At 41.7% G+C, this 6,444-nt stretch carries 4 protein-coding genes and 1 tRNA gene; 2 read left to right on the plus strand and 3 right to left on the minus strand.

The genetic code is table 11. The features are described 5' to 3' along the window. Positions 1-237: 237 nt before the first annotated feature. Positions 238-3,597 (minus strand): transcription-repair coupling factor, encoded by a 3,360-nt coding sequence (gene mfd, locus Q0K96_RS14725; protein WP_297334741.1) that lies wholly within the window; start codon positions 3,595-3,597, stop codon positions 238-240. After that, positions 3,594-4,280: a hypothetical protein gene (locus tag Q0K96_RS14730; protein ID WP_297334742.1), complete on the minus strand. Its 687-nt coding sequence runs from the start codon at positions 4,278-4,280 to the stop codon at positions 3,594-3,596. The genes mfd and Q0K96_RS14730 overlap by 4 nt, the downstream gene beginning before the upstream one ends. 219 nt (positions 4,281-4,499) lie before the next feature. On the opposite strand from Q0K96_RS14730, the gene Q0K96_RS14735 reads away from it, so the two are divergent. Both Q0K96_RS14735 and Q0K96_RS14740 read left to right on the plus strand, forming a co-directional pair. Continuing rightward, positions 4,500-5,447, plus strand: coding sequence for an L-threonine 3-dehydrogenase (locus tag Q0K96_RS14735; protein ID WP_297334743.1), 948 nt, complete (start codon positions 4,500-4,502; stop codon positions 5,445-5,447). A 58-nt stretch (positions 5,448-5,505) separates the two neighbouring features. Continuing rightward, positions 5,506-5,577 (plus strand) — tRNA-Arg (locus Q0K96_RS14740). Between the two features lie 136 nt (positions 5,578-5,713). Here the strand turns inward: Q0K96_RS14740 and Q0K96_RS14745 are convergent. Further along, positions 5,714-6,444: hypothetical protein (locus Q0K96_RS14745; RefSeq protein ID WP_297334744.1), on the minus strand; the 731-nt coding region annotated here is incomplete at its 5' end.

Below are 6,444 nucleotides of genomic sequence, written 5' to 3' on the forward strand. Positions count from 1 at the left end.
TACTCCTTTATTTAATAGTAGTTTAGCTCTTAAGTAGTCTATCGCAATTTGCAGCGATCTAATTACTTCACGCTCATTCAAAATTGTTTCACCCACAATAACTTCTCCAGTAATTGGTGAGCAGCCAGAGGCCAAGGCATCCAATACTTCAATAGCTTTAGTAATATCCACTTGTCGCAAAATTTAGTTAGAAATCAAAGAAATTATTTTTTTAAAAACACTGTAATCAAGAATTCTCTACTCAAAAACCATCTCCAGTAACTCCAGTGCTTTTTTAAGCGACTTTACATTCTCGAAAGTCAGCAGCAGGCGTAAGCCGTTCTTGGTTTGCTTTTCCTTCATTCGGGTAAGGTTCGGGTGCTTTTGCACAAACTGCAACACCCTGTGGAACGCGCCGCTCTGGTAATAATCACTTTGCTGGTCGCTTACAAAGTAGCCTACCATTTTGCCCTGTTTTAATACCAGTTTCTCTATCCCTATTTTGGTAGCTAGCCACTTAATGCGCATACTGGTAAGCAGTGCCTGTGCCGGCTTTGGCAAAGCCCCAAAGCGGTCAGTAAGCTTTTGCTCGAACAGCTTTAGTTCTTCCTCGGTCTTAATGCTGCTAAGCTCATTATACAGGTTCAGCCTTTCGGTAATGCTGTTAATATACTCATCGGGGAATAGCAATTCGAAATCCGTATCAATTTGTATGTCTTTTACAAACTCTCGCTTCTCCTGCTGCTCCTCGTCCATATACAGGTCCTTAAACTCATTTTCCTTAAGTTCCTCTATGGCCTCGTTCATGATCTTCTGGTAGGTCTCAAACCCGATCTCGTTTATGAAACCGCTTTGCTCCCCGCCCAGCAGGTCACCTGCCCCGCGTATCTCAAGGTCTTTCATGGCAATATTGAAACCGCTGCCCAGCTCACTGAACTGCTCGAGCGCCTGTATACGCTTACGGGCATCTTCGGTCATGGCGCTGTATGGCGGCGCAATAAAGTAGCAGAATGCCTTTTTGTTACTCCGGCCCACACGCCCCCGCATCTGGTGCAGGTCAGACAGCCCGAAGTTATTCGCATTATTAATAAAAATTGTATTAGCGTTAGGCACATCAAGTCCGCTTTCTATAATAGTGGTTGCCACTAAAACATCAAACTCGCCATCCATAAAGGCAAGCATAAGCTCTTCCAGCTTTTTGCCCTCCATCTGCCCGTGGCCCACACCCACTTTGGCACCGGGTACCAAGCGCTGAATCATTCCGGCAACCTCTTTAATGTTCTCAATACGGTTATTGATAAAGAACACCTGCCCGCCCCTTTGTATCTCATACGAAATCGCATCGCGGATAATTTCTTCATTAAAGCCTATAACCTGTGTTTCTATAGGGTAACGGTTTGGCGGCGGCGTGGTAATAACCGAAAGGTCGCGTGCGGCCATTAGCGAAAATTGCAGTGTGCGCGGTATTGGCGTTGCCGTTAGCGTTAGTGTATCTACATTCTGTGCTATGGTTTTCAGCTTGTCTTTTACATTTACACCGAATTTCTGCTCTTCATCCACTATAAGCAGCCCCAGGTTTTTAAATTTTACGTTTTTATTGGTTAGCTGGTGGGTACCTATTATAATATCAAGCCTGCCCTCTTCAAGGTCTTTCAGGGTTTGCGATTTCTGCTTTGCCGTACGGAAACGGTTTACGTAATTAATGGTAACCGGCATATCTTTTAAACGCTCGCTAAAGGTTTTATAGTGCTGAAACGCCAGTATGGTTGTAGGCACTAAGATAGCCACCTGCTTGCCGTTATCTACTGCCTTAAAAGCAGCCCTTATAGCCACCTCTGTTTTACCGAAGCCCACATCGCCGCACACCAGGCGGTCCATAGGGCGTTCGCTTTCCATATCGGCTTTTACATCGCGGGTTGCAGTGATCTGATCAGGAGTATCTTCATAAATAAAAGATGATTCCAGCTCGGCCTGCATGTAACTGTCAGGCGCATACTGAAAGCCTTTTTCCAGCCTGCGCTTGGCATACAACTGTATAAGGTTAAAGGCAATATGCTTAACACGAGCCTTTGTTTTTTGCTTAAGGGTTTTCCAGGCGCTGCTGCCCAGTTTGTATATTTTGGGCGGTGCACCGTCTTTACCGTTATATTTTGATATTTTGTGCAGCGAGTGAATGCTTACATACACAATGTCATTATCGGCATATACTAACTTTATGGCTTCCTGCTTTTTGCCCTCTACCTCTATTTTTTGCAGCCCGCCAAACTTTCCTATACCGTGGTCTATATGGGTTACATAATCGCCAACTGAAAGCGAGTTAAGTTCTTTAAGCGTAATTGTCTGCTTTTTGCTGTAGCCATTCTTAATATTAAAGCGGTGGTAACGCTCAAATATCTGGTGGTCGCTGTGGCAGGCTATCTGGTTTTCCTCATCAATAAATCCTTCATATATAGGAAAAACAATTGTTTTATACTGCTGGCGTATGTTCTCGTGGTTGGCTTCGTCAAGGCTTTCAAAAATATCATGAAAGCGGTTGGCCTGCGCATCGTTACTGCAAAAAATGTAATTCTTTATACCGTTACTGTGGTTATCGGCAAGGTTATTAAGCAGCAGGTCGAACTGCTTGTTGAACGATGGCTGCGGCTGTATATGGAACTCAAAAGTTTTTTCGGTTTTAAATACAGCAGTAGAACCCAGTTCTGCAATGGTAAAGTCGAGCGCCTTCTTTATAAAAGCCTGCTGGTTAACAAAAAGCTCCTCCGGCGAGGCATGCTTAATGTCTTTAGATAGCTTTTCAAAGGCTTCTCCCGCCTTGCTGAAAAGAAGGTCGAGCTGGCCAAGAAGCCCTTCGGTATTCTGTATAAAAAGTACTGTTTTTTCGTTGATGTACTCTAAAAAGCTTTCGCGGTTTTCTTTCAGGAATTTATTCTCTACATTGGGTATAACCGCAATTTTCTTTTTTATTTCAAGCGAAAGCTGGCTCTCTACATCAAACGTACGTATACTGTCGACCTCGTTACCGAAAAATTCAATACGGTATGGGTTGTCATTACTGAATGAGAATACATCCACTATACCGCCACGCACGCTGAATTCGCCCGGCTCGGTAACAAAATCTACCCTGCGGAATTCGTATTCAAACAATACTTCATTAATAAAATCGATTGAAACCTGGTCGCCCACTGCTACCTTAAGTGTATTTTTATCCAATTCTTTTCTGGTAACAACTTTCTCAAATAAAGCCTCAGGATAAGATACTATTATAGCCGGCTTTTTACGCGAGTTAATGCGGTTAAGCACCTCTGCACGCAACAGCACATTTGCATTATCGGTTTCCTCTATCTGATAAGGGCGGCGGTAAGAACCCGGATAAAACAAAACATCCTTATCGCCAACCAGCTTTTCAAGATCATTAAGATAGTATGCCGCTTCTTCCTTATCTTTTAATATCAGTAAAAAAGGCAGGTCACACTGGCGGAACAAAGGGTCTATTACAAACGAAAGTGATGAGCCTATAAGCCCTTTTATATGCAGCTTTGCCTCACGCTTTGCCAGTGCAGCGGCTATCTGGCTTACTTTTACCGATTGTGAGTATTTTTCTAAAACTTCAGGTTTCAATTTGCAGGTTTAAGTTTATTACTACGAAAAGGTTGCCTCTCCCTGTTAGGTATATTGGTGTTTACAGGTGGCGCCGATTGATTGGGCGGTGCAACAGTAGGCTGTGCCATCATTTCGGGGTTAGCAAGGCGGGTTGTATCGCGGGCACGTAGCATTTCTGCTTCTCCTGCTTCTTTAGGCACTTCGCTGAAGCGGATCATCTCATCCATCTGCCTTTGTATATCGGCTGTTTCTTTAACCATATCTTTAATAAGCGCCGTAACCTTATCACACTGCACCACATCCAGCGCTATATAGGTGTATAATGCTTTTGCCTTTGTATCGAGCACACTTATGCGGCTGCGTAACTGTGGCTTATTAAAAAACGGCGGAATGGTTGTTTTAACCTGCTGTATCTTATTAATAATATTCTCGGCTTTTTGCCTGTAAGCGGTTATAGTGCCTGTAGGGCGCTGTTCCATTTCAGAGGCGAGCTGTGCCCACTCATTCCAGGTAGTAATGCGCTCCTGAACCTTAGGGCTAAGGGGGGGTATGTCAAATATCCAGTTGTTGCTTACCACTTTAAGTATAGAGTCATTTTTCATCTCTATACGCTTAGTGGCAGCCAGTTGCCCCGATTCGTCATCTTTACATGAAAAGAGTGCAAAGCACAGGGCAGCAAGTATATAAAAGCGGTATTTCATCTGTGTATAATTCAGTCTGCAAAGTTACAAATGTTACGCCAATGTGCAGTTTATTAAAATCTTAATTCGTTAAATAACGAATTACCTCTCGTTTTAAGGATATACTACATTAAAACCCTGAAAAATCACAATCCTTCAAAATATTGTTAGCACACCATACTACATCGATATAATTGACAACGGAAAACAGTATATTTGCATGCAAACAAAAACACAACTATGGGGACAATTTTAATTATTGGGGCTTGTGGCCAGATAGGCACTGAACTTACTAAAAAACTAAGGGAACTATACGGAAAAAACAATGTTATAGCATCTGATGTGCGTAAAGGTGACCCTGAGTTTGTAGCATCGGGTCCGTTTGAAGTGGTTAACGCCCTTGATTTTAACCAGGTTGAAGAAGTAATTGAAAAATATAAGGTTGAAGAGGTTTACCTGATGGCGGCCCTGCTTTCGGCGACTGCCGAAAAGAACCCCGCTTTTGCATGGGACCTTAACATGAACTCGCTTTTTCATGTGCTTAACTTAGCTAAAGCAGAAAAAATAAAGAAGATATTCTGGCCATCGAGCATTGCTGTCTTTGGCCCTACAACACCAAAACAAAATACACCGCAATATACCGTAATGGAGCCAAGCACGGTGTACGGAATTTCGAAACAATCAGGCGAAAGATGGTGCGAATATTACCATAACATTTATGGCGTAGATGTGCGCAGCATCCGTTATCCAGGTTTAATAAGCTGGAGCACACTTCCGGGTGGTGGCACAACCGATTATGCTGTAGACATCTACCACAAGGCATTAAGCGATGGCAGCTATACTTGCTTTCTCAGCGAAGATACCCGCCTACCCATGATGTATATGGATGATGCCATACGCGCCACGATAGAAATTATGCAGGCTCCTGCCAAAAATATAAAAATACGTTCGTCTTACAACCTTTCGGCAATGGACTTTACCCCTAAAGAAATTGCTGAAACGATAAAGCAGCACATACCAGACTTTACCATTGCCTATGAGCCTGATTTCCGTCAGAAAATTGCCGATAGCTGGCCGCAAAGCATAGACGACAGCCACGCCCGCAAAGACTGGAACTGGCAGCACCAGTATGGCCTTGATGCCATGACTACCGATATGCTGGAGCATTTAAGCAGCATGGCAGAGTAAGCAAAAAAAGTTTTTGCCATACCGCAAAAATGTTTTACATTTGCAACTCGAAAATAACAGCCTCGTAGTTCAACGGATAGAATGGGAGTTTCCTAAACTTTTGATCCAGGTTCGATTCCTGGCGAGGCTACAAAAAACGCCACACAATGTGTGGCGTTTTTTATTATATTTATTTATAATTAACGACTTGTATTAGAAATTGGTAAAAAATTGGAGTATGAAGGTATCGACAAAATCCATGCAATCGTTTCAATATTTTGAGTGTCTTAGCTTTGTTCAGTTAGAAGCTCCATTGGAAATAAAGTTTTAGCCCTAGGATTTAAAACTGTTTGGAGATCGGAACTGCCAGTTTTATAAATTATGGCAGAAATTCGTTCATAAGATTTTGCTGCTGAAGTAAAAATTCCATCGTTCAACATTGATATTTCTTTTGTGTCTATGTTATAAACTGAACCACCATTAATAGCCGTCAATATATCATCTTTGGAAACATAAAAATCTAGTGATTTTATGCAAATAATATATGGTAAGCCTATATCCTTATACTTTTTAGCTTTTATAACAAAACTATCTCTAAAGCGTTTGGCATCATGATATCCATCTACTACCCTTATTTCAGAGATTGACCCAACAATCAGCGGTGTTTTTGAGCTTTTAACCTCATAAGGCTTATATTCAATTATATAATCTTTTGTCTTGAAGACCTGGCGTTCATTTAATGGTTGAGTAAGTAAAGTAGTTTTAAGGTGTTGAATGAAACCTTTAACGGAAGGCTGATTATCGGCTAGTAACTTCATTGATATTATATTTATCCCTCGGTTTAGTACTTGAAGTTTGTTGATATCTGCTTCTATAGCGTTCCTTAAATTCTTATAAGCATCCTCGTTTGCTGGTGGTCGTAACAATGTACATTCTACTATAAATTTATGTCCATTTTTTTCAATAGTGAGGTCTGGAGTTTTGTCATTATACTTTAGATCTTTTGAAACTGTCTCTT

The organism is Flavobacterium sp. (assembly GCF_024305175.1).
Taxonomy (GTDB): domain Bacteria; phylum Bacteroidota; class Bacteroidia; order Flavobacteriales; family Flavobacteriaceae; genus Flavobacterium.

Excerpts from the sequence above, each read along its gene's own strand:
- Q0K96_RS14730 (WP_297334742.1), bottom strand. The coding sequence starts at position 4,280 with ATGAAATACCGCTTTTATATACTTGCTGCCCTGTGCTTTGCACTCTTT.
- Q0K96_RS14735 (WP_297334743.1), top strand. The coding sequence starts at position 4,500 with ATGGGGACAATTTTAATTATTGGGGCTTGTGGCCAGATAGGCACTGAA.